Below are 24,624 nucleotides of genomic sequence, written 5' to 3'. Positions count from 1 at the left end.
TCCTAAAGGTTAAAAGCACATTGTGTTGCTTTTAACCTATTCTCGATGACAGTTGTCGCGCTGCTTGGATTAACTTCTTCGCATTATCTCTGGCTTCTTGCTGGTCCAGATAATCACCACTGATACTGGCACTGATGGCGGCAACTGGCTCATTTCGTAAGTTTAAAATTGGTGCTGAAATACAACTGACACCGGCTTCTATTTCCCCGTGAGTGACGGCATAGCCTAAGCGTTTTGCTCTATCTAATTCTTCTTGAACTGTCTGCCACTCTTGTTTGATTTGCGGGTTAACCTTTTTCTCTGAGGCTAGGTAAGTTTGCTGAAACTCAGTGCTGCGCATAGAGAGGATCGCTTTCCCTGATGCGGATTGATAAAGGGGCATGGTTTGGCCGATAAAGATATTAAACGCACTGTTTAACGAGGTTTCTAATTTAGATACCACCACTATGGTATTGCCCACAGGCACGCTTAAAAAAATGGTCTTATGGATCTCGTTTTTAAGGATCTCAGCAATAGGATAAAAGAAGGGAATGATGCTCTGCTTGTTGTAAATGGTAGAAGCAATTTGAAAAATCTTTGCGCCTATGCAGTAAGACTTTTTGCGACTTGGGTCATGGGCCACCATTTGGTGTTCTAACAGGGTATTAATAATGCGATGGCCGCTGGCAGAAGGAATGCCCGTTTGTTCACAAATTTCAGACAATGTCATAGGGTAATTTGCGCTGGCAAGAAGGTCCATAATGAGTACTGAACTATCTACTGCTGGGGCTTTTGACTTCTCTTTCTCTGGCATAGCTTGATCCTAAAAGTGATGTGACTCACAGATTAAAAATTCTATATATGAAAAAACTTGTGCAAAACTCACTAAATTAATCCCACTTTTTTAAACCTGATTCCCTAAGGGAAAATAAAATGAAAAAAATATAATTTTTTTTGTTTTGGCCAAGCATAGAAGATAACTGGCTTGCGCTGCTTTTCTCTCTTTAAGTGTGAACTTAGTGGCTGATTATCGAAAAACTGAGCTAAGCTTAAAGACCCGAATTATAAGGCTTTCAGGATATTATTCCATATATAGAATTAAAATTTCTCATATGGAATATTTTTTGACTCAAGCAGGGATGAGGTTTTAGCATGGCCATATTCAGTAAAAGGGTGAACCCATGAGAAGCGATCAAAATTTTATCAATAATGCATTTGTTCCATCTATCACAAGCAAGGCTATGCCTGTTTATAGCCCAGTAAATGAAGCGCAAGTTGCTCAGGTTGCACTAGCCAGTGCGGAAGATGCACTGGGTGCTGTTGATATCGCTGCCAAAGCTCAGAAAGGCTGGCGTCAACTGACCAGTATTGAGCGTGCTGGTTTCCTTCATAAATTGGCAGATGCTTTGTTGGTCCGTAAAGAAGCCATTGGCCAAGCTTTGGCATTAGAGTCAGGCAAAAGCCTTGAAGATGCGACTAACGAAGCGGTTTACGCGGCGGATATTACCCGTTATCACGCTGAATGGGCGCGTCGTATAGAAGGTGAAATTATTCCTAGTGATTCACCATCAGAAAACCTCTTACTGCAAAGAGAGCCGATTGGTGTGGTGGCTTGCCTAATCCCTTTTAACTATCCGGTTTACACCCTGTTGCGTAAAATTGCCCCAGCTTTAATTACTGGTAACAGTGTGGTGGTACGTCCAAGTAACAATACCCCAAGCTCAGCGTTTGAAATTGCGAAAGCCGTGCAAGATTCAGGTATTCCAGCAGGCGTAGTGAATATTCTAACTATGGATCACGCCACTGCTGAGAGCGTCTGTACTCATCCTAAAGTTGGTATGATTACACTTACTGGTAGCGTAGGCGCTGGCCGTAAAGTGTTGGAGTATTCTCAAGTGAATATTGCCAAATCTTCTTTAGAGTTAGGCGGTAAATCACCTGCCATTGTTGAAGCCGATGCAGACCTTGAAAAAGCGGCCCGTGAGATAGTGGCATCTAAAACGACTAACTGTGGTCAGCTTTGTACTGCGATCGAAAGGGTTTATGTACATGAAGCCATTTATGATGAGTTTGTTGCCTTACTAAAAGGACAGATGAGCGAACGCCAGTTTGGTGATCGCGCAAAAGATGCCAGCTTTATGGGGCCGCTCATTAATGAGAATGCGCGTTTAAACATACATCAAATGGTTGAAAGAGCCATTGATGATGGCGCATCTCTAGAGGTCGGTGGCTATATCCCAGAAGGTAAGGGCCACTTCTATCCTCCTACTTTATTGACTAACTGCCGCCAAGATATGGAAATCGTGCAAGAAGAGATCTTTGGTCCTGTTTTGCCTGTTCTTAAATATACCGATGCTGACCAAGCCTTAGAGCTGGCGAACGATCACCAGTTTGGTTTGGCATCGGTTATCTACACAGAAAATTATCGTACAGCCATGAAGGTCGCCAACAATATTGAAGCGGGTGAGATTTATATTAATCGTACACCTGCTGATCCTTACCAAGGCTTCCATGCTGGTTGGAAACGTTCTGGCCTAGGTGGAGATGATGGTAAGCATGGTATGTTGGAATATACACAAACCCGTTTAGTGGTACTTAACTACTAGGGCTCAGTCGTTTGAATTCAGCCACTTGAGTTCAATAGTGTGAGCTTAACCCTTGGTGTAATTAAGTGATGCCTGTGCTTTGCATGGGGTCACTTTTTCTTACACACAAACATTCCCATTAACCCATATGCCCATAACACGAGGTAGGAATCCGTTCGTCTCTTAATTAGAAAAATTGAATGGAAAATAAATAGAAAAGAGCACAGGGCGTAAGCCCATTAGCAACACCTGTAGACACTTAAAAAGATAAAAACAACAAAACAAATAATAGAGATTAAGACTATGAGTGACACCATGACAGCCGGACCTGAGGTATCAGGTAAAAACCTGAACTTAAAGCGTTATTTCCAGTTCACCCTATTACTTTTAGCTGCTGGGGCTATCTACCCTTTGCTGTACTTAAGACAGAATTTTGAAAGCTCGATTTTGGAAGTCTTTCAAATAACCTCGGGCGATCTTGGCAATTATTACTCCATGTTAGGGGTAGTGTATTTTGTCTGTTATGTGCCAAGTGGCTGGTTGGCCGATAAGATTTCACCTAGGCTTTTGGTCACCTTATCTATGGTGGGAACGGGTGTTTTAGGCCTATGGTTTGCGAGTATTCCCTCAAAAGAGGTGTTGGTTTACATCTTTATGGCATGGGGCATAGCAGCAGGTTTGACCTTCTGGGCTTCTATGATTAAAGGCGTGAAAATGCTGGCTCATAAGAACGAGCAAGGTCGGTTCTTTGGTGTGCTTGATGGTGGTCGAGGTTTGGTGGAAGCGGTACTAGCCACGATCGCTATCGCCATTTTTGCCTATGCTATTGAAAGTCAGGGGCAAAGTACCACGCTAGCACTTAAACAAGTGATTTATATGTACTCATATACCTGTATTGCAATTGGTGTGCTGACCTTTTTCTTTTTCCGTGGCGAAGCAAACAAGGACGAAGCGTCAGGCCCAAAAGTCACAAGTAAGAACTTGTTTAGGGATTTGAAGTTCCTTGCCTCTATTCCTGAGTTATGGATGGTCGCTGCGGTTATCTTTTGTGGTTACCAGCTTTTTTGGGCGACTTACTCTTTCTCTTCATTCATGCAGCTTGGTTATGAAGTGAGCGCGGTGACAGCTGGTTTTATTACCGTGGCTAAACTTTGGATGCGCCCGATAGGTGGCATAGGCGCTGGCTTTTTAGGGGATAAGTATGGCAAAGAAAACATCCTAGCGGTTGCCCTTGCAGGTTCGACCTTGGGCTTGGTGGTTATGATTGTCTTCCCTCAGCTTAATACGGTTTATTTCCTATTGGCGATAGTGCTTTTAATTGGTGTTTTAACCTATGCCATTCGAGGTCTTTATTGGGCTATCTTGGATGATTGTGACATCCCTCTACAGGTAACTGGTCTTGCTATAGGTGTGATTTCTCTAATTGCTTACACACCCGATATTTTTCTACCTCAAATCAACGGCTATTTTGCTGCTCGCTATGAAGGCATTACCGTCTATAACCTGTATTTTGGCTATATTGCAGTAATGGGTGCTTTAGGCACGCTAGCAGCCCTTAAACTTAAATCAATGACAGCTAAGAAGAAGTCTAAATCATGAAAGTAACCCATTGCGATACTCATATTGTTGCCACGCCACCGCCTCATGTAGGGGGTATGTATTGGATTTTTGTTAGCCTGAAAACAGATGCTGGCATCGAAGGGGTTGGTGAAGTCTATGCTGCTACCTTTCATCCAGAGGTGATGGTAAAAGCGATAGAAGACGTATTTGAGCGCTTTTTAAAAGGGCACGACCCGCATCATATCGAGCGCTTTTTTAGGGAAGCTTATTCAAGTGGTTTTACCCAAAGACCTGACTTAACCATGATGGGGATTGTCAGTGGTTTGGAAATGGCATGCTGGGATATTATCGGCAAAGCAGCAGGTAAGCCTGTCTATGAGCTGATAGGGGGCAAGGTGAATGACAAACTACGTTCATACACTTACCTCTACCCTAAGGATAAAAACGGTGACTATAACTACGACAATGTAGAGCTGGCTGTTGAATGTGCTTTAGCTGAGAAAGCACGTGGTTTCACCGCCTTAAAGTTTGATCCAGCTGGCCCTTATAGTGCTTATTCTGGCCAGATGATCTCCCTTGAAGCCATGGAAAAGTCCGCAACCTTTTGTCGTCGTATTCGTGAAGCTGTGGGTAATAGCTGTGATTTACTCTTTGGTACACACGGGCAGATGGTGCCAGCTTCGGCGGTGCGTTTGGCGAAGCATTTGGAACCTTTTGACCCTATGTGGTTTGAAGAGCCAGTACCACCGGGCCAAAGTGAAGCGATGGCAAGAGTCGCTGCTAAAACCAGTATTCCAGTGGCGACAGGTGAAAGGCTAACAACTAAGTATGAATTTCACGATGTTCTAAAACACAATGCGGCTTCGATTTTGCAAATGAATCTAGGCCGAGTGGGTGGCATTTTAGAAGGTAAGAAAATTGCCGGAATGGCCGAAGCCTATTATGCCCAAATTGCACCGCACCTTTATAACGGTCCAGTAGGTGCTGCTGCCAGTATTCAATTAGCGGCGACCTTGCCGAACTTCTTGATTCAAGAAAGCATAGGTACTTGGGATGGTTTTCATGCTGAGGTGCTGGAAGAAAAAATTAATTGGCAGGATGGTTACATTATACCGTCGGATAAACCTGGCTTAGGGGTTGAGCTCAACATGGAGACAGTCAAAGCCTGCTCTCCTTATCGTGGCAAAGCTTTACACCTCTCTATGGACCCAAGACCTTATGATGTGAAACGAGAATCAGGAACTGAGTGGAAACATATTCCGGAGAAGTGATGATGGAATTTGATTTTATTATTGTGGGCGCCGGGTCTGCTGGCTGCATTGTGGCAGACAGATTGAGCGAGTCTGGTCGCTATTCAGTGTTATTGATCGAAGCGGGTGGCAGAGATGCCTCTCCTTGGATCAAGCTGCCTGTGGGTTTTGGTAAAACTTACTACAACCCAAAATACAATTATATGTATTACAGCGAAGCCGAAAAGGAAATGGCTGGGCGTAAGTTGTATGCCCCAAGAGGCAAGGTGCAAGGTGGATCAGGTTCGATCAATGCCATGATTTATGTGCGTGGCCAAGCCTCTGACTTTGATGATTGGGCAAAGGCTGGTAATACAGGTTGGTCTTATCAAGATGTATTGCCCTACTTTAAAAAGCTAGAACAGCACCCGCTTGGTGAGACCCAATATCATTCTGATCAAGGCAAGATAGGTATCTTCCCAATGAAAGATGGGGCTCACCCTATTTGCCAAGACTATCTAGCGGCGGCGAAAGAGCTGGGTTATCCCTTAAATGATGATTTTAATGGGGCTGAGTTTGAAGGGGCTGGGGTGTATGAGACCAATATTAAAAGTGGTCAACGATCCTCCAGTAATATTGCTTATTTAAAGCCAGCCTTGAAGCGAGACAACCTCACTCTTTGGCGTGTTAGCCAAGTTGAAAAGATAGTGCTAAATGAAAAGACAGCGCTAGATGAGACTCATCGTGCAACCGGTGTACGGGTACGTCATGAAGGCAAGCTAGTCGAGGTTAAGGCTAACAAAGAGGTAATTCTGTGCGCAGGTGCCGTAGATTCACCTAAGTTACTGCAACTATCTGGTATTGGCGATAAAGAGGAACTTGAAGCTAAGCAAGTCGCGCCTTTGCATCACTTGCCTGGGGTAGGGAAGAACTTACAGGATCATTTATGCGTGAGTTATTACTATCGCGCTAAGGTGAAAACTTTAAATGATGTGTTCTTATCCTATGCTTCTCAGGTTAAAGCAGGACTTGAATATGTGATTAATCGCACGGGTCCTTTATCTATGAGTGTGAATCAGGCGGGTGGTTTCTTTAAAGGTAATGAGCAAGAGACTGAGCCAAATATTCAGCTCTACTTTAATCCTATGTCTTATCAGATTCCGGTAGACCCTAATGCCAGCTTAGAGCCCGAGCCTTATTCTGGTTTTTTATTGGCATTTAATGCTTGTCGCCCTACTAGTACGGGCACCATTGAGCTTGCTTCTAATAACCCTTTGGACGCGGCCTTGATCAAGCCAAATTACTTGTCGACCCAAAAAGATAAGGATGAAGTGATTCAAGGGAGCCGCTTGATTCGTAAAATGATGCAGGCCAAAGCTTTGCAGAAGATTACCGAAGAGGAAGTGATTCCAACCTTATCCCAGGTAAATGATGATGAAACTATGCTGCAGTACTTTCGTGAGAAAGGTGGATCTATCTATCATTTGTGCGGTTCTTGCAAAATGGGGCCAAACCCAGACGATGCGGTTGTCGATGATAGGCTCAGAGTTCATGGTATCAGCGCATTGAGAGTCATAGATGCTTCTATCTTTCCTAATATTACTTCGGGCAACATCAATGCCCCTGTGATGATGGTGGCTGAAAAAGGCGCCCAGATGGTATTGGAGGATTGTTAAGGTTTTTTTATTCACTCTCTTTGGTCAGTGATTATTTCCAATTGTTTTGTTTTATTGCAAAAGGCGACATTACTGGCTGAATTGTGTGATTTTATTGCCACACCAAGCAAGATGTAATTAATTTCATATAATTCAAGCTAATACATTTATCGGTAAATAGTGGTGACTCTATGACGCGTGAAGTGAGTGCTTTGAATAAAAAGAAAGATCTCAATCATTTTGTTAAGTTGCTAGTTTCACTTTTCTGCTTTGTTTCCATTACTGGCTTTGGCCTTTATTCCTATACCCTCTATTTGAGTGAAGAGCTCACCCAGAAATCGGCCTTAAACAGTGCCTCCATTTACACTAGAGCACTTAAAAAAATCCGCTCGCTTTACTCGTCTGAAGTGGTTGATGCTGCCTCTAGGCATGGCATGCTGGTTACCCATGATTATGACAAACAAGACGGGGCTATCCCTCTTCCTGCTACCTTCAGCATGTTAATAGGCAAGCAAATTGGAGCGCAAAACGATGCAAAATCTCAACTATATAGCCCTTATCCATTTCCTTGGCGTGAAGACACTGGTGGCTTAAAAGGCGAGTTTGCTAAAAAAGCATGGTCTTATTTACAAGCAAACCCAGACAGAGCTTATTCTGAGTTTTTTGAACTTGATGGAGAGCCTGTACTTAAATACGCCACTGCAGATGTGATGACTGAAAGCTGCTTAGCCTGTCATAACTCACACCCAGATTCGCCTCAAAAAAACTGGCAGGTAGGCGATGTTAGAGGTGTGTTAGAAGTCACATTACCTCTGAATAAAATTATTGAGTATTCGAATAACAGCCTATTAGGTGTGTTTTGGCTATTGTTTTCTATTTCTATTCTGGGTGTGCTGAGTGTTAGCTTTTTCGTCATACGTATGAAAAAAGATGCGATCAAGTTGGAGCAAAGTGCGCTAATAAAAGAGAGCTTAAATGGGCTTAATGATGCTATGAGTGGCGAGCAAAATATCTCGCAAATGAGCCAATCTATTTTAGGATACCTAGCACCAATTCTTGGGGCTCAACAAGGGGCGCTATTTCTTGCTAGAGAGGACCAAGCCTATACCTTAACTGGCAGTTATGCTTTATCACGGGGTGAAAGTGCCAAACAAAAATATGAAAAAGGGGAAGGTTTAGTCGGCCAAGTGATTGCTGATAAAAAGGTATTAATTGTTAGGGATGTGCCTGAAAATTATTTGATTTTAGACTCTGGTTTGGGAACGAGTGAACCAAAAATGATAGTGCTTTACCCAATATTATTTGAGGGTGAATTACTGGCTGTAATGGAACTCGCAAGTTTAGGTAGCTTCACTGATCAGCAGTTTGAGTTTTTAAAAGACATTGCGCTGATTGTGGGTATCGCCTTGAAAACAACGATTTCCCGCGAGAAGACGGATGAGTTGTTGATATTGAATCAGTTCCAAGTGTTGGAGCTGAAAGCGCAACAGGAAGAGTTGGGAGTCGTTAATAGTGATCTTGAGGCTCAAGCTCAGCAGTTAAGGTCGTCGGAAGAAGAGCTAAAAGCCTCCGAAGAAGAATTGATTCAACAGAGTGAGCAGTTACGCTTGAGTAATGTTGAATTGGAAGAGAAGCAGGAATCTCTCACCATTCAAGCACAAGAGTTGATGATTTCGAAAAAAGAGTTAGAAGAGAGTGCCTTAGAGCTAACACAGGCAAGTAAGTACAAATCTGAATTCTTAGCTAATATGTCCCACGAGCTTAGAACGCCTCTTAATAGTTTATTAATCTTGTCTAAAATATTGGCTGAAAATAAACGAGGTAACCTCACGTCAGACCAAGTTGAGGAAGCCAGTATTATTCATAAAAGTGGCCAATCTTTATTAGAGCTGATTAACGACATAATGGACTTGTCGAAAGTCGAAGCTGGCATGTTGGATATCTGTATTGAGACCACTTCTCTAAATGGCATTTGCCACAGTTTAGAGTCTCTCTTTATGCCAATTTCTAAAGATAGAAATATCGGATTTAGTATCGCTTTAGACCCAGCCTTATCGGATCAAATTCAAACGGATCAAAAAAGAGTCGAGCAGGTGCTTAAAAACTTTTTATCCAATGCGTTTAAGTTTACTAAGCAAGGGGAAGTAAAGCTTGATATAGGTTCTGCTGAATTAGAAGGAAGTCCCGCTGTCATCTTTTCTGTCACAGATACAGGGATTGGAATTCCTCTATCGAAACAAAAGTTAGTCTTTGAGAGTTTTAAACAAGCTAATGGCTCCACTAACCGTGAATTTGGCGGTACTGGATTAGGTTTGTCCATTTCAAAAGAGTTAAGCCAGCTACTTAAAGGTGAAATAAGACTGACAAGTGAAGAAGGGCAAGGCAGCTGCTTTGCGCTTGTTATTCCTTATACACTTGAAGAGAAGGTGCAGCTTATCGCGGATGAAAATCCGCCTGTAGAAGGTCTCGTTTCTGAACCGATTTATCAGGTATCGAGCACCTGGTTTGATGATGATAGGGATAATCTAAAACCCAGTGATAAAAGTTTATTGATAGTGGAAGACGATCAAACCTTTACTAAGGTGTTAATTGAGTATGCGAGGTCAATAGACTTTAGTGTGATTGCAACCAATAAAGGCGCAGAAGGACTCTTATTAGCGAAGCAGTACAAGCCGAATGGCATCTTGCTTGATATCGGCCTGCCAGATGCTGATGGCCTCGAAATTCTTGAAACCTTAAAGGCCAATCCTGATACCTGTGATATCCCAGTCCATGTTTTATCTGCCAGTGATAATAAAGTTGCTTCCATGCATTTAGGGGCTGTGAACTATCTGCAAAAACCTATGGAGATAGATAAGATTGGAGACTTGCTACAAGGTACTAGTGAGCAAGCTGAAACCAGTCTGACCCAAATTTTGTTAGTAGATGATGATAAGGATGCGCAGGTTGCCATTCAGCATTTGGTAGATAACAGTGAAGTGGGGCTAACCTGTGTTAGTAATGCCGAAGAAGCCTTTGAGCAGATAGACAAAAAGCGCTTCGATTGCATCATTTTAGATTTGGGTTTACCAGATGTCAGTGGTATGGATTTGGTTAAAGCGGTGAGCCATAAGGTCGCCGACTTTAAAACGCCAATTATCATATATACAGGTAAGGAACTTAGCCCTGAAGAGCAAAAAGTCTTACAAAATCTTTCTATCTCTATTGTGATTAAAGGTTCTGAGTCGCCAGAAAGATTATTAGATGATGTGGCTTTATTTTTAAATCATATCGATGGTTCCCATAGCCCGACCCAGCCAGAAAAATTAAAGATGCTGCATGATGAAAATAGCATGCTAGAAGGGCGTCGTGTGCTGGTAGTTGATGATGATATGCGTAATGTTTTTGCAATCACTCGGGTGCTCGAAGAGACAGGTTTGATCATTACTCAAGCAGAAAATGGGCAGGCAGCTGTTGATGCTGTGACACATGCTGATGAGGTATTTGATTTGATCTTAATGGATATCATGATGCCCGTCATGGATGGCTTAGAAGCGACGCAAATTATCCGTGATATGCCTGATTACCAATCTATTCCTATTATTGCTTTAACTGCTAAAGCCATGCCTGGAGACAGGCAAAAATGCCTTGATGCGGGTGGCTCGGAATATTTAATCAAACCTTTAGATATGGATATGCTGCTCTCGATTTTACGTGTTTGGCTCTATCAACCTAGTATGGTGTAAAGCTTATGGCTGAAAATGCAGAGATAGATTCGGATAGTGCTTTATTATTAAGTGCTGAAATAGAGCAGCTAGAAATCGATCTGTTTTTGGATGCGGTTTATAAACAGTATGGTTATGACTTTCGTCACTATGCTAAACCTTCGTTGCACAGACGAATTTTGAACTGCTTAGCCAGAGAGAAAAAACAACATGTGAGTGACCTTATTCCCTGTATTTTGCATGATGAATTCTTCTTTGATCGTTTCCTACAGGACATGTCTGTCACAGTCACCAGCATGTTTCGTGACCCTGAGCTGTTCCGTTTATTGAAAGAGCTCGTGATTCCAAAGCTGAGTACCTATTCTTCAATCAATATCTGGCATGCGGGTTGTGCAACAGGTGAAGAAGTTTATTCCTTAGCGATTCTGCTAGATGAAGCGGGTTTGCTGGACCGTTGTCGTATCTATGCCACTGACTATAATAATGACTCTTTGAAGCTTGCTCGTTCTGCCATTTATTCGTTATCCCATTTTGATGAATACCAGAGGAACTACATCTTGTCTGGCGGGGAGAGGCGACTGGCAGATTATTATCGGACCAATAACAAGTCGGCCATATTTTCACCTGCCCTAAGAGATAAAATTATCTTTGCCCATCATAACTTTATGAAAGATGGTGCCTTTGCTCAGATGCATTTAGTGCTTTGTCGTAATGTGCTGATTTACTTCGATTCTTATTTAAAAGAGAGAGCGCTCAAGGTGCTTCAAGAAAGCATTATTCCTCGAGGTTTCTTCATGCTGGGGGATAGGGAGAGTCTAGACTGTACAACTGAATCTGATGCTTTCGAAAGGGTACTGCAGGATGTGAATTCCATTTATCGTAAAAAGCTGTTTTAGGCGTAATCTAGTTTCACCTTTCTTATATCAATTCCAAACTTTGCTAACTTCTTTCTATTGTAATTGCGTCGCTTGCACGCAGTATTCGTCTAACTTATGGATAGGTAACGCTGGGCTGTAATAGTAGCCTTGTATCTTGTTACAACCTAAAGCAACCACTTGCTGGTGGTGCATGGTGCTTTCAACGCCTTCGGCAATCACATCCATATTACACGCATCGGCAATGGTGATAATGGCTTTTACTAGGGCTTCTGTTTTTTTACAGGTGCCTAATCGTCTGACAAAACACTGGTCTATCTTGATCGCGTCAAAAGGCAGCTTCTGTAAGTAGTTTAAGGAGGAATAACCTGTGCCAAAATCATCAAGCGCTAAGCGTACGCCCATGGCTTTTAAGTTGTGAATACTGCTAATGATGGATTCACTATTGCTCAAAATAGCAGTTTCTGTAATTTCGAATATGAGCCGTTCTAGCGGGAAGTGATATTTTAATAAAATATCTTTTAGCTCTTCTAAAAAGAAAGGGTGGTTGAGTTGTTTGGCGGATAAATTAACCGAAATTGTAAGGTGCTTGTTCTTGTTTTCTTGATGCCAAAGGGCGAGTTGATCGCAGGCTTGAATTAAAACTTGCTTTCCTACTTCTTGAATCAGAATGGATTGCTCAGCAATAGGGACAAAGACACCTGGTGATATTTGTTCTCCATAGCCACTTTCTGGCCAACGGGCGAGGGCTTCAAAACCAACAAACTCACCTAGATTGACACTAAATTGAGGTTGGTAATGGACCACAAGATCACGGCTTTCTAATAAATGCCTAAGTTTATGTTGAATGCTTGCCTGTAGGCTTCTTTGTTCTGCCATTTCCGAGATAAAGAGTTTAAATCGATTTTTACCAGCGAGTTTAGCTTCATTAAGGGCAATATCTACTGACTTTAACAAAGCTGATTTGTCGTAATTGCCAGTTTTTGCATCGGCTATTCCGATACTGGCTTCAATGTATATTTCTTGGTCTTGGATAATGAAAGAGTTCGAAATGAATTGTACTAGTTGCTTGGCTAGGTTCTCTGCTGCATGGATTTCTGGGTGTTGTATTAGGATAGCAAACTCATCGCCTCCTAAACGGGCAGCAAACGCATTATCTGGGAGGTTTTCAGTCAATCTTGAAGCAACGCCAACTAATAATTTATCACCAATACTATGGCCTAAGGTGTCATTGATTTTTTTGAAACCATCCAAGCCCAACATTAATAAGAAGAAGTTTGACTCTTTCTCTTGTGCATCAACGAGCACTTTATTCAGGTGGGTATTAAAGTAATTACGATTGGCAAGTTTGGTTAAACTGTCGTAATTCGCCAAGTGTGTGAGTTCGGCTTCATAGGCAAGTTGTTGGGTAATATCTTGAAACAATACAATAACATCGTCATCCTGATCCGCTTGTTTGCGAGAGCAGGTAATTTCAATTTTATGGACGTCTTTGTTAAAGGGCTTTAGCGTCACTTTTTGCTGTAAAACACTGTTAGCTTGAATTTTTGATTGGATACCCGTAAAGAGGTTTTCATTGTTATCACAGCGACTAAACCATTTATTGAATTGTGTTGATAGCACCTCACTTGAGCTTTGATTAAGCATGTTGAGTGCCGCGGCATTGGCAAACTCGATAACCCCTTCTTGGGACACCTTGATTAAGCCTTGGCCTATTGATTCTATGATGGCGTCTTTTTCTGCTTTTAGTCTTTCGGTGCGATTTTGCAGTTGGTCGAGGGTAACATAGAGACCAACCTTGTTGAGTAAAATTGTTGGCTCAATCGGCTTGGTTAAATAATCTACCGCCCCAGAATTATAGGCTTTAAGCGCACTTTGGTTACCTGTGTGAGCAGTGAGCATTATGATTGGTGTGTGCTTATGGCTTTCGGTGCTTGTTATTAGCTCTGCCACTTCGTAACCATCCATTTCTGGCATGTTTACGTCGAGTAAAATAAGTGAAAATTGATTGTGAATGATAAGGCTTAAAGCCTGGTTGCCGGACTCGGCATGAAAAATTTCTATATTTTCTATAGGCTTAAGCAAGCGCTCCAAAGAGACCCTATTAGAGTGATAATCGTCAACAATGAGTATTTTACTTGCTCTTTTTTTCACATAGATGGCCTTTTAAATAACTATGAATAAAGGCTAGTTCAGTTTATTTGCTACGTATATGAAGGACCTGTTAGGAATTTGTAGCTAATCGTTTCTAAATGAAGTGAATGTATCTTTATGAAATTAGATAAAGTGAAAGCGTATAATTTGTAAGCTTTAAGTAGTTGCTTATGCTGCTCTCATGTAAAATTGTCGAATTGTCCTTTTTTGAGTTAACAGCATGTCAGAAGCCCCGCCAACAATTCGCCAGCGAATGAAAAACCTTAATGATCGCCAACTCGATGCCGTGAAGCGCATTGATGGCCCCCTCTTGGTATTGGCCGGTGCTGGTAGTGGTAAAACCAGTGTAATCACAACAAAAATTGCCTACTTGATTCAGGAGTGTGGTTATAAAGCGTCGAATATTGTGGCGGTAACCTTTACCAATAAAGCAGCCCGTGAGATGAAAGAGCGGGTGGTCAGCATGTTAAGTAAAGATGAAAGTCGTGGCTTGAAAATCTCGACCTTCCATAATTTAGGCTTAACTATTTTACGTAAAGAGTACGCTAAGGCAGGCTTGAAGCAGGGCTTTACTCTGTTTGACTCTCAGGACTCTCTTACCTTGATTAAAGAGATTCTGGATAAAGAGTTTAACGAACAGGCTGATGAAGCTAATTTTTGCCAGATGACGATTTCGAACTGGAAAAATGATTTAACCCCACCGAATGAGGCCGTGGTTAATGCGGATTCAGATGAGATTTTGTTAGCAGCCCATGTGTATGGCCAATATCAGCGTTATTTAAGAGCCTACAATGCTGTGGATTTTGATGATTTAATTCTCTTGCCCGTTAGCTTACTAAGTGGGTTTGAAGATTTAAGAGAGCGCTGGCAGCGTAAAGTTAGATACTTGCTGGTGGATGAGTGTCAGGATACGAATAATAGTCAGTATGAGCTAATACGTATTCTAGCGGGGGCGCGCAAGTGCTTTACTCTGGTAGGTGATGATGACCAATCTATTTATGCTTGGCGTGGTGCTAGACCCGAAAATTTGGAGCGCTTGAATTCTGACTATAAAGGGCTCAAGTTGGTTAAGTTGGAGCAAAATTATCGCTCAACAAAAACCATACTTAAGGCTGCCAATACCTTAATTGCAAATAACCCTCACGTGTATGACAAGTCTCTTTGGAGTGATTTGGGCATTGGTGATCCTATTCGGATTATGGTGACACGTAATGAAGAGTCTGAGTCTGATCGTGTTGCTGCTGAAATACAGTCTCGTCATTTAAGACATGATATTCCTTATAAAGATTTTGCGATCCTGTATCGAGGTAACCACCAAGCACGCTTGATAGAAATTAAGCTGCAAGCTTATCGTATTCCTTACAAGATGAATGGCGGTACTTCATTTTTCGCCCGTGCTGAGATTAAAGACCTCATGAGTTATTTACGTTTATTGGTGAATCCTGAAGATGATAATGCCTTTTTACGTATTATTAACTTGCCTAAGCGAGAAATCGGGCCTGCGACCTTAGAGAAAGTCGGCATACTGGCCACCGAGCATAAAGTTAGCTTGTTTGCTGCATGTGAGTTGGCCGAGCTAGAAGAAAGAGTCACTGGGCGCTCTTTAAAGAGTCTACGTGAGTTTGAACATTGGATTAGTTCTTTGAGAAGGCGTTTATCCGGCGCTTCTCCTGTGCCTGTGATAGAGCAAATGATTCATGATATGGATTATTATGGTTGGTTGCAGGAGCAGTCGAGTTCGCCAAAGGCGGCTGAAAGACGCATAGAAAATGTGCGATTCTTGCTCGAATCTATTCAGCGTATGATGGAAAGTGCTTGGGAAGAAGATCCAAATGCTGAACTTGATCAGGCGATTAGCAAGTTACTATTGATCGATATGCTGGAGCGACAAGAAGAGGAAGAAGACGAGGACAAGGTACAGCTATTAACCTTGCATGCTTCTAAAGGCCTTGAGTATCCACATGTCTTTTTGATCGGCTGTGAAGAGGAGTTATTGCCACATCGAAACAGTATTGAGAATGATGACATTGAAGAAGAGAGGCGCTTAGCTTACGTAGGAATTACCAGAGCAAAGCGTACCTTGTGTATTACCTTGGCATCTAAAAGGCGTCAGTACGGAGAAGAAATTGACTGTATGCCGAGCCGTTTTCTAGATGAATTGCCTGATGACGTGGTGCAATGGGAAGGTCGAGGTGATGAATCAGATAAAGTAAAAAAAGAACAAGGTAAAGCGTCTTTGTCTGCACTAAAAGCCATGCTAAACAATTAAATGTTAATGGGCTAAATACAAGAGAAAGCGAGTAACAAAAAAGCCGTGTAACAGGGTTACACGGCTTTTTATATTCTAATCTTTAAGAAGACTAGATAGCACCTTTTTCCTTTAGAAGGTAATCAATATGATTACGGAAAAGGTTTGCAGCATTAGTGAAACTATTATTATTCGGAATAATAAAGTCTGACTTGTTGCGGATATCTAATGTTTTCAATGCAGCTTGTCTAACATGACGCATATAGCGACTTGTGACTTCGTTTACATTACGGCCACGCTCTGAAATATCTCTCTTTAAGCGACGTACCACTGCAATATCAAGGTCAGTATCAACGAACAGTAGGTAATCAACGGCATCGCGAATACCTGGATCTTGAAACATCATGTGACCTTCAACTAAAACAACATGAGTAGGTTCAAGGTTACGATAGCCAACACGACTGTGTTTCGAGTGATCGTAAATCGGAATTTCATTAGGCTGTTGACGGTTTTTACAGTTATGGATAGCTAAAGTGAGGCTTTCAGTATCTAAAGAGCTCAAATCATCGAAATTATAAACATCAGGATCAATGCTGCCGCAGCCATTATAAAAGTTGTCCTGGCATAGAACCGTGATTTTATCTTCATGACCTTCCGCCAATAGCGAACAAAGACGGCTCTTTCCGCTACCGGATACACCAGTAACGCCAATAACTAGCGCCATTTATTACCTCATTTTACAGTTGTTTACGGGATTGAACTCCTGTGTTGGAAGTCCTTGATGTAATATAACAGAAGCAAGGTCAAAATTCCTTGCTACTCTTATAGATACTAATCTTTTTCAAATCTTTTTTGTGGCTGTAATTCTCATGAACACTTGGTTTTTTTCTCGCATCTTATGCTGCCTTAGCATAATGAGCTTTGTTTTTGTTTCTATTACTGTAAATGCTGAGGAAGTTAAGCTAGGAAAGCCTGCCCCGCCACCGAGTTATGCCAAATCTGCTGAATTATTTGGCTTACTGATTAATGATTTAAGCCAAGAAGAGTTTGAAAAGCACCTAAGAAGCATGGGCATGTCGCCTTATCCTAGTTATCAAGCAGGGCAAGCAAACTATAGTTTGGGTGATAAAGGCATTCTAGGTATTAGGCAGATTTCAGTGCATTACAACAATTATAATTTTGTTGAAAAGATTGAATTACATGGCGTTGTTGAAAATGTGAAACAGCGCAGTTCTCTCGGTAACCTGTTATCTAAAAAATATGGACCACCTATGGCTGGTTTTGTCAGAGATGGTTTTGGCCGTGCTCAATGGCGTTTTGCCGATGGCACCTTAGTTGAACTTCATAATACTACTTATGAGGTCAGCATTTCTTATCGTGATCTTATCCCTAAAAGAAAATCCGTATCAGGTGAAATTAATGTTCAAGCCTTAAAAGATAGGCTCTGATCATTCATTTATGCTTTCTTTTGGAATAGGTTTCTCCTTGTCATATTTTTATGTTATTTCTTGCAGGCTAATGTCCAAATTAACCTTCTGTGAGAACAGACTTGCTAATACAAAACGTAAATGAACTTTATTTTAGAACTTAACCAAGACCTTGTTTCCTTAATGCGCCCTTATTTGGCGGATATTTCTTTGGCTTTGGTGGCAACTTGCCTAGTTGTGTACGGTGATAATGTTAATAAGCTTATTAAACGTTTAGTTTATAAGTGGCACTTTGTTGCTAGGGTTCTGGTTTTTATTCTTATGTGTACATTTGGTTATGGAATTTTAACCTTATGGTTACAACCACTTATTGAATCTTTGTTGAGGCTGGTTTCAACAAATTATTTGGCAATTCTGGTAATCAGTATTTTCTGTTTTTTAGGTGTTATGGCTGAGCGAAAGCGCCATTTATAAAAAAAATAGAAAAAAAACGTGAAAGTTAATCCCTTTTCATGTGATCTAATAACTACATAAATTGAGTAATATTCATAAATATTGTAAGAATGAGTTACTCATGTCGTAAACTTTCATAATTGCTCGGTTTTTTTTCGTTATTTCATAACGAAATTGCACCTAAGCTCCCGTTTTTAGGGCGTTTCGTAGGCTTCTTTCAATTTGTAATGAGACGTTTTGCCAGCTAATATTCGCGCAAATATCGCTTTATGTTACTGCTTTCGGAGAAACTAATGACAAACGCTTGGCTTACCTCTCTTTCACTTGTTGAATCTATGATTCCTGTTTTAGGTCAATTGGGCCGTGAACAAAATGTTAAAGTACAACTAGCAGGTAAAAGCCTACTAGCTGACTCTGTAACAAGTTTGATGACAGTGTTTGATCAGTATCCAGAGATTGACCTTGCGCAAATCGTAACGCTTTTAAATGAGCTTAAAGATAGCAATGCATCTAACACTATTGTTGATCTAGAAGCTTTGATTGCTGAAAATGAACTTGATGCTATTTTGCAAACAAGTGTTGATAGCGGCGAACAAACACCTGTTGTACTTTATGGTTTTGGTCGTATCGGTCGTTTATTAGCACGCCGTATGTGCAGTATTGGCCATACAACACCAAGCATGAAGCTAGCTGCAATTGTTGTTCGTAAAGCTGGCGATAAAGACCTTAAGAAGCGTGCTAGCTTGCTTAAGTATGACTCAGTACACGGTACTTATGATGGCTTGGTAAAAGTTGATGCTGATCAGCAAACTTTGATTATCAATGGCCAGCCAGTAAAAATTATTTATGCTTCACACCCAAGTGAAGTTGATTACCAGTCTCACGGTATTGATGGTGCATTACTTGTTGATAACACAGGTATCTGGCGTGATCATGATGGCTTGAGTGTACACCTACAACGCCCTGGCATTGAACGTGTTGTTTTGACTGCACCTGGTAAGCAGATGAAAAACATTGTATTCGGTGTTAACGATTCTGATATTGATAGCCAAGATCAAATCCTTTCAGCGGCGTCTTGTACAACCAATGCGATTACACCAATTCTATCTGTTCTAGAAAACAAATACGGTGTTGAGTCTGGTCATGTTGAAACAGTTCACGCTTACACTAACGATCAGAACTTGATTGATAATGTACACAAAGGTGATCGTCGTGGACGTGCGGCAGCCATGAATATGGTTATCACTGAAACAGGTGCTGCTAAGGCGGTATCTAAAGCGATTCCTGCACTGGAAGGTAAGTTGAGTGGTAGCGCAATTCGTGTGCCTGTAATCAATGTATCTATCGCAGTATTAAGCTTAAACCTTAAAGCAGAAACATCGGTTGAAGAAATTAATGCATTATTGAAAGATGCGTCAGCATCTGCTGAGCTAACAGGTCAGATTGCTTATAGCGATGCACCAGATGCGGTTTCTTCTGACTTTATCGGCTGTGAAAATGCAGGCATCCTAGATTCTCAATCTACTAAAGTTCGTGGCAAGCAAGCGACTTTATATGTTTGGTACGATAACGAGTACGGCTACAGCTGTCAGGTTGTTCGTCTAATGGAGCGTTTGTCTCAAGTAGGCCTTCAGGTAAAGCAAGAAGAGCAAAACCAAGCAGCATAATGTCTTAGTTTCGTAGTTCTAAAAAACGGCAACCTTAGGTTGCCGTTTTTTTTGCTTAAAATAAGCTCATTATTGAACCTTTCTGCATACTTGCTAGTCTTTAACTCAATAAAGTTGAACTAATTGATCTTATTCATAAGTTGGGGTTGACGAATCAACTCTCAATAGGGTGTATTAGGGGTATCAGGTGGCAATTCTCCCACCATAATAAATAGGTAAGTAGATAATGTTTAAGTCTTTTTTTCTTAATAAGAAGTGGCTGCTTTGGTCATTATTCGGCTCGATTTTGATCTTGGGCGTGACCTGGTACAAGGTACAGCTAGATGTGCAAATTAATGAATGGTTTGGCGATTTTTATAATACGTTACAGCAGGCATTAGCTGAGCCAAACAGTGTTTCGCTAGAAGAGTTTATTAGTAAGTGTTTTACCTTTGCAAAAATTGCGGGTTTGTACGTTTTTATTGCTGTGATGCTTGGCTTCTTTGTTAGGCATTATATTTTCCGCTGGCGTACGGCGATGAACGAATATTATATGAGCCATTGGCAGAAACTACGTCATGTAGAAGGTGCTGCCCAGCGTGTGCAAGAAGATACCATGCGCTTTGCCAGTATTATGGAAGGGCTAGGTGTTGCTTTTATTCGTTCGATTATGACTTTAGTCGCGTTTTTGCCTCTGTTATGGGTATTAAGTGAAAATGTGACCGAGTTACCTTATTTTGGCCCAGTGGATCATTCATTGGTTTATATTGCCATTTTATCTGCGTTATTTGGTACTGTGCTCTTAGCTGCCGTTGGTGTGAAGCTACCTGGATTAGAGTTTAAAAATCAAAGGGTAGAAGCGGCTTATCGAAAAGAGTTAGTTCTTGGTGAAGATAATGATGATAGAGCGGACCCGCCAACGGTCAAAGAACTCTTTACTCATGTTCGTAAGAACTACTTTAACCTGTATCTGCACTATATGTATTTTGATGTAGCTAAATGGTCTTACTTGCAATTTACTGTGCTAATTCCCTATATAGCGATGGCGCCTACCATAGTTGCGGGGGCGATTACTCTTGGGTTATTACAGCAAATCTCACGAGCGTTTGGACAAGTAGAGAACTCTTTCCAGTTCCTTGTTAACTCTTGGAGTACTATTGTTGAATTGATTTCTATTTATAAGCGTCTGAAAGCTTTTGAGTCGATTATCCATAATCAAGAGCCTGCGGGTGAAGATGCTATTTCTTCTCAACCATAAATTTTAGACAAAAAAAACCGGGCAAACCTAGGTTTGCCCGGTAATACAAAAGTAACTAGCAGTTGCCTGGTAAAAATGCATGTGGGTCGCATTCTTACCTGCCAAACTATGTCTGTGGGGGCATAATTCGGCCAGATAAAAGCAGTTAGGGCTGCTTTTATCAATCTCGATCAGATCGAGAAGATGTGCGTATTTTAGGTATTTTTAAGCTAACTACAAACGATATAAATTAATTTTTAGCATTAGCTGTGCTAATCTAAAAATCACTTCTGTTTGAAAAATCTATTTTTTATTAAATTTTGATAAATCATTATTTTAAAGTTTAAAATTCTTTAAAATATAGGTTTTGTAGTATCTATATCTGGCACTTTTGTAATAATTAATGATTTTAATGAAGGCTTTATGTTTTTCTTTCATGTTTTTAGTGTAGATCACCTAAGTATAAATTGGAGAGCTTCTTACAATGCGCCAACTTCCATTAGCCACACTCTTCACTTTTGAGGTTGCTGCTAAGCACCTGAACTTTACTAAAACGGCTGAAGAGCTTCATATCACTCAAGGTGCTGTTAGCCAGCAAATACGTCAGCTTGAAGAAAGAATAGGATTCAAGTTATTTGAGCGCTATCACAGGCGTTTAACCTTGACTTCAGAAGGGGCTAGATTAGCGTTACAGCTTAATCATAGTTTTACTGAAATAGACTCGCTACTGACAGAGCTAAAAGAAGATAAACAATCTAATATTCTTACCTTATCCGTTATGCCTTCTTTTGCGAGTAAGTGGTTAATTCCCAGGCTAGGAGATCTACAAGCTGCATATCCTGATATGCAATTGCGGATACAGGCTAATGATAAAGAAGTAAATTTTGGTCGCGATAGGGTAGATGTTGCTATTGTCCATAGCCACCTTTATAAAGGAGATGATTTTCAGGTTCCTTTGATCAAGGATAAAGTCTTCCCTGTATGTAGTCCAGATTTTGCTAAACAGCATAAACTGTTTGAACCTCAGCAATTAGTTGGTCTCCCCTTATTAAATGATGATTCAGAGAGCCGCTTTAGTACGCCATATGTGGAGTGGGAAAACTGGCTGCAAAAAGCCAATGTAAAAGGTGTTAAGCCGTCTCGTGCTATTAGCTTTAACCGTGGCGACCTTGCCATACAAGCTGCTGTGGCGGGGCAAGGGGTGGCATTAGGTCGTACCCCTTTAGTCATGGATGATATTCAAAGTGGACAACTCATTAAGCCATTTTCTGCAGAGTTAGACGATGGCTTGAGTTACTTGTTTGTCTGTCCTCAAGCGCAAAGTTTGCGCCGAGAGGTAAAGGACTTGCTTATCTGGTTATTGCAGAGTTGTCTTGAATACGAGCCAGAATCAACTTTAACCTCACCCTCGGCATTTATAGACTAAAACCAGTTTGTGTGGATTAGCTTGGCCGACATAAGTAGGCACATGGTAATCACCATAGGGCGTATTAATAGGTTCCCTTTGGTGACAACTAACCGAGAGCCAATCTGTGCGCCCAGCCATTGACCTGCGGCCATACAAAGCCCTAATCCCCATAATACATGTCCTGTAAATGAGAAAATCACTAATGATGCGACATTACTTGTTGCGTTTAATACCTTGGTGTTCGCCGTTGCTGAAATAAGGTTCATGCCGGTTAGGCAAAGGTAAGCCGTAGTAAAAAAAGCGCCTGTTCCTGGGCCGATCAAACCATCATAAAAACCAAATGATGTACCAATTATCAAGGCAAAAGCAAAGGTGGAAAACTGTACTTTACTACTGATAAGTGGCTGTAGTTTATTGAGAAATAGAAAGAAAATAGCTACTAAAATCAAAATGATAGGGACTGCTTTGAGCAGTAAGCTACTATCTAGATAGGCCACTAGAATAGTGCCTAAAACACTACCTAAAGCTGTTGTTACTATGGCTGGAAATAGGGCTTTTAAATCGACTTTTCGTCGTTTTATAAAGTGGTATGAGGCTGATAAGGTTCCGGCGCAACCTTGTAATTTATTGGTTGCTAAAGCTTGAGCAGGTTCTACACCAGAAAATAAAAGTGCAGGTACTGTAATCAGGCCTCCACCCCCTGCAATTGCGTCTATGATGCCGGCTAAAAAAGCCACGCCAGTTAAAATAAGCAAGGTGCTTAGATTAAAATCGAAAAATATAAAATCCATTTAATTGAGGTCCAGCTAGGAGGGTTTAGATAAGTCTATAAGGTAACATGAAACTTCTTATATTCTTGATCTAAAATCAAAAAAAAGCCGCTACTTTCTAAGTGAAAGAGCGGCTATAAAATGAACACTAGGTTCATAGAGAATGATCGAGTGTAGATCCTTCAAGTCATGCGGCAACAAGGCCTTGCTTAGCAAGGTATTGATCAAGTTGGTTAGTCATTTCACTGCTAAACTCTAAACCTAATTTGGTACGGCGCCAGAGGATGTCTTGGCTAGAGTAAGCCCATTCATGTTTCACTAAATAATCGACTTCTACTTGGTATAAATCGTTAGAAAAGTTTTGTCCCAATGCTTCTATTGAATTTGCATCTTTTAAGAAAGTTTCGCATAAGGTGCCATATGTGCTGGCATAGCGATAAGCAAGTTTCTTATTTAAAAAGCGATACTTACTTTGTAGTGATTCAGCATAACCTTGAAGGCTAGTGTTTAAGTCTCCACCAGGTAGGCTACTTGTATCTGTCCACTCTTTACCCATATTTGGGTAATAGCTTTTTAGGTCATCCATGCAAGAAAGAGCAAGTTGGCGATAAGTTGTTATCTTGCCACCAAATACACTTAACAAAGGCGCCTTTCCTACATCGTCTTCCACATGCAAAGTATAATCACGTGTGACTGCTGATGGGTCGCTAGATTCATCTTCTAGGAGAGGTCGAACTCCTGAGTAGGACCAAACGATATCTTTGTTAGTAAGTTGCTTTTTAAAGTGTTGGTTGGCAACTGACAAAATATAATCCGCTTCATCTTGAGAGATACTTACTTCTGATGGGTTGCCAGTATATTCTTCGTCAGTTGTTCCTATTAAGGTGTAATCGTTACGGTATGGGATAGCGAAAACGATACGCTTATCTTCATTTTGCATGATAAATGCATTGTCTTGCTCGTATAGTTTAGGTACCACTATGTGGCTGCCTTTTATCATACGGATACTATACGGTGCTTTTCTTTCTACCTTAGTTTCAATAAATGACGATACCCAAGGTCCTGTTGCATTCACTAAACCTTTTGCGGTTACCGTTTCTGTTTCGTTAGATCCTGCCTTTTGAAGAGTGATTTCCCAGATGCCATTTTTGCGTTTAGCACTAATGCATTTGCGTCTGTCATAAATCTTAGCGCCATTTTTTTGAGCGCTTAAAGCATTAATAACAACTAATCTAGCATCATCAACCCAGCAGTCTGCATATTCAAAGCCTTTAGTGATTTTACTTTTAAGTGGGCTAGTACTGTCGTACTTAACACCATGGGAACCGCTTAATGCTTCTCTCTTTCCTAAGTGGTCATAAAGAAATAAACCGATGCGAATTAACCATGCTGGTCTAAGGTGCGGTCTATGCGGCATTTGAAAGCGAAGTGGTGTCACTATATGCGGTGCTACTTTTAATAGTACCTCGCGTTCGTTTAATGCTTTTTTAACTAAGCCAAACTCATAGTGCTCTAAATATCTTAGGCCACCATGAATGAGTTTACTGCTATTTGATGATGTGGCGCTTGCTAGGTCATTCATTTCGCAAAGTGCAACAGATAGGCCACGGCCAGCAGCGTCAGCAGCTATGCCTGTGCCATTAATACCGCCACCTACAATAAAAAGATCAAAGTTTGTTTCTGGCATTGCTCAA

General features: G+C 41.1%; 17 protein-coding genes. 12 read left to right on the top strand and 5 right to left on the bottom strand.

Features of this window, described 5'->3' with window-relative positions; genetic code table 11:
• Window positions 1–31: 31 nt before the first annotated feature.
• Window positions 32–793, bottom strand: coding sequence for an IclR family transcriptional regulator (locus TW85_RS13755; protein ID WP_046017699.1), 762 nt, complete (start codon window positions 791–793; stop codon window positions 32–34).
• A gap of 367 nt (window positions 794–1,160) precedes the next feature.
• Between TW85_RS13755 and aldA the strand changes: the two genes are divergently transcribed.
• The 6 genes from aldA to TW85_RS13725 all read left to right on the top strand — a co-directional run bounded on the left by aldA (window position 1,161) and on the right by TW85_RS13725 (window position 11,608).
• Entirely contained in the window at window positions 1,161–2,585 is a 1,425-nt protein-coding gene (gene aldA / locus TW85_RS13750) for an aldehyde dehydrogenase (protein ID WP_046017698.1), read from the top strand.
• A gap of 294 nt (window positions 2,586–2,879) precedes the next feature.
• Entirely contained in the window at window positions 2,880–4,163 is a 1,284-nt protein-coding gene (locus TW85_RS13745) for an MFS transporter (protein ID WP_157196953.1), read from the top strand.
• On the top strand, window positions 4,160–5,395 hold the full coding sequence (locus TW85_RS13740) for a mandelate racemase/muconate lactonizing enzyme family protein (protein ID WP_046017696.1): 1,236 nt from the start codon (window positions 4,160–4,162) through the stop codon (window positions 5,393–5,395). The genes TW85_RS13745 and TW85_RS13740 overlap by 4 nt, the downstream gene beginning before the upstream one ends.
• Window positions 5,395–7,029, top strand: coding sequence for a GMC family oxidoreductase N-terminal domain-containing protein (locus tag TW85_RS13735; RefSeq protein WP_202904862.1), 1,635 nt, complete (start codon window positions 5,395–5,397; stop codon window positions 7,027–7,029). Before TW85_RS13740 ends, TW85_RS13735 begins: the two co-directional genes overlap by 1 nt.
• 170 nt (window positions 7,030–7,199) lie before the next feature.
• The gene (locus tag TW85_RS13730; protein ID WP_052702195.1) at window positions 7,200–10,733 is read left to right on the top strand and encodes a response regulator; all 3,534 of its coding nucleotides are present in this window, start codon (window positions 7,200–7,202) and stop codon (window positions 10,731–10,733) included.
• A 5-nt stretch (window positions 10,734–10,738) separates the two neighbouring features.
• A complete protein-coding gene (locus TW85_RS13725) occupies window positions 10,739–11,608 on the top strand; it encodes a CheR family methyltransferase (RefSeq protein ID WP_046017695.1) in 870 nt (289 codons plus the stop codon).
• Window positions 11,609–11,662: 54 nt separating this feature from the next.
• Here TW85_RS13725 and TW85_RS13720 read toward each other — a convergent pair whose 3' ends face one another.
• Entirely contained in the window at window positions 11,663–13,741 is a 2,079-nt protein-coding gene (locus TW85_RS13720) for an EAL domain-containing protein (RefSeq protein ID WP_046017694.1), read from the bottom strand.
• Between the two features lie 220 nt (window positions 13,742–13,961).
• On the opposite strand from TW85_RS13720, the gene rep reads away from it, so the two are divergent.
• Complete coding sequence (gene rep, locus TW85_RS13715) at window positions 13,962–16,010, top strand: DNA helicase Rep (protein WP_046017693.1); 2,049 nt, start codon at window positions 13,962–13,964, stop codon at window positions 16,008–16,010.
• A gap of 91 nt (window positions 16,011–16,101) precedes the next feature.
• Here rep and TW85_RS13710 read toward each other — a convergent pair whose 3' ends face one another.
• The gene (locus TW85_RS13710) at window positions 16,102–16,713 is read right to left on the bottom strand and encodes an AAA family ATPase (RefSeq protein ID WP_009832869.1); all 612 of its coding nucleotides are present in this window, start codon (window positions 16,711–16,713) and stop codon (window positions 16,102–16,104) included.
• A 145-nt stretch (window positions 16,714–16,858) separates the two neighbouring features.
• On the opposite strand from TW85_RS13710, the gene TW85_RS13705 reads away from it, so the two are divergent.
• The 5 genes from TW85_RS13705 to TW85_RS13685 all read left to right on the top strand — a co-directional run bounded on the left by TW85_RS13705 (window position 16,859) and on the right by TW85_RS13685 (window position 22,178).
• On the top strand, window positions 16,859–17,437 hold the full coding sequence (locus TW85_RS13705; protein ID WP_238326216.1) for a uridine kinase: 579 nt from the start codon (window positions 16,859–16,861) through the stop codon (window positions 17,435–17,437).
• A gap of 120 nt (window positions 17,438–17,557) precedes the next feature.
• Window positions 17,558–17,890, top strand: coding sequence for a DUF3392 domain-containing protein (locus TW85_RS13700; protein WP_046017692.1), 333 nt, complete (start codon window positions 17,558–17,560; stop codon window positions 17,888–17,890).
• Window positions 17,891–18,162: 272 nt separating this feature from the next.
• Window positions 18,163–19,536, top strand: a complete 1,374-nt coding sequence (locus TW85_RS13695) for a glyceraldehyde-3-phosphate dehydrogenase (RefSeq protein ID WP_052702192.1) — start codon at window positions 18,163–18,165, stop codon at window positions 19,534–19,536.
• Window positions 19,537–19,762: 226 nt separating this feature from the next.
• Window positions 19,763–20,773, top strand: coding sequence for a peptide antibiotic transporter SbmA (gene sbmA, locus TW85_RS13690; RefSeq protein WP_052702190.1), 1,011 nt, complete (start codon window positions 19,763–19,765; stop codon window positions 20,771–20,773).
• A 463-nt stretch (window positions 20,774–21,236) separates the two neighbouring features.
• Window positions 21,237–22,178 carry a LysR substrate-binding domain-containing protein gene (locus tag TW85_RS13685; RefSeq protein WP_046017690.1) on the top strand — a complete coding sequence of 314 codons (942 nt, stop codon included), beginning with the start codon at window positions 21,237–21,239 and terminating at the stop codon, window positions 22,176–22,178.
• Here TW85_RS13685 and TW85_RS13680 read toward each other — a convergent pair.
• Both TW85_RS13680 and glpD read right to left on the bottom strand, forming a co-directional pair.
• Entirely contained in the window at window positions 22,175–22,951 is a 777-nt protein-coding gene (locus TW85_RS13680) for a TSUP family transporter (RefSeq protein ID WP_046017689.1), read from the bottom strand. The genes TW85_RS13685 and TW85_RS13680 overlap by 4 nt on opposite strands.
• A gap of 166 nt (window positions 22,952–23,117) precedes the next feature.
• Window positions 23,118–24,617 (bottom strand): glycerol-3-phosphate dehydrogenase, encoded by a 1,500-nt coding sequence (glpD, locus tag TW85_RS13675; RefSeq protein WP_046017688.1) that lies wholly within the window; start codon window positions 24,615–24,617, stop codon window positions 23,118–23,120.
• Window positions 24,618–24,624 lie beyond the last annotated feature (7 nt).

The sequence above is a fragment of the Marinomonas sp. S3726 genome, assembly GCF_000967665.1.
Taxonomy (GTDB): Bacteria; Pseudomonadota; Gammaproteobacteria; order Pseudomonadales; family Marinomonadaceae; genus Marinomonas.
The sequence above is the reverse complement of the archived record's forward strand: the minus strand, read 5'-3'. Positions and strand labels throughout refer to the sequence as shown.